This is a genomic window from Bacillus sp. SIMBA_005, assembly GCF_046535585.1.
Taxonomy (GTDB): Bacteria; Bacillota; Bacilli; order Bacillales; family Bacillaceae; genus Bacillus; species Bacillus pumilus.
Genome location: NZ_JAWRWI010001341.1, coordinates 1 through 228 on the forward strand (window position 1 = coordinate 1; position 228 = coordinate 228).

Annotated in this window: 1 protein-coding gene; it reads right to left on the reverse strand. The window is 36.0% G+C overall.

The window, feature by feature from the left end:
* The coding region (locus SB660_RS24435) for a YhcN/YlaJ family sporulation lipoprotein (protein WP_410585258.1) at positions 1 to 228 on the reverse strand (228 nt) is incomplete at both ends.

Here is a 228-nt window from a genome sequence, read left to right on the forward strand (position 1 = left end):
TTTCCATATCCTTGCATACGCTCTACAAAATCAGGGTTAGCTGAAACGTAAACATTATCAATGTTTTTGTCAGTAGATCTTACCTTTTTGGCTATTTTTTTCTTCAGATTGTTTTCTACTGCACCTTTATTTCCATTGGTTAAAACGACTGCAACGTAGGCTTGATTTCCAGCCACAATGATATCGGCATGCTTTACTTCTTTTAGGTCTGTTACTTTATTAGCTGCT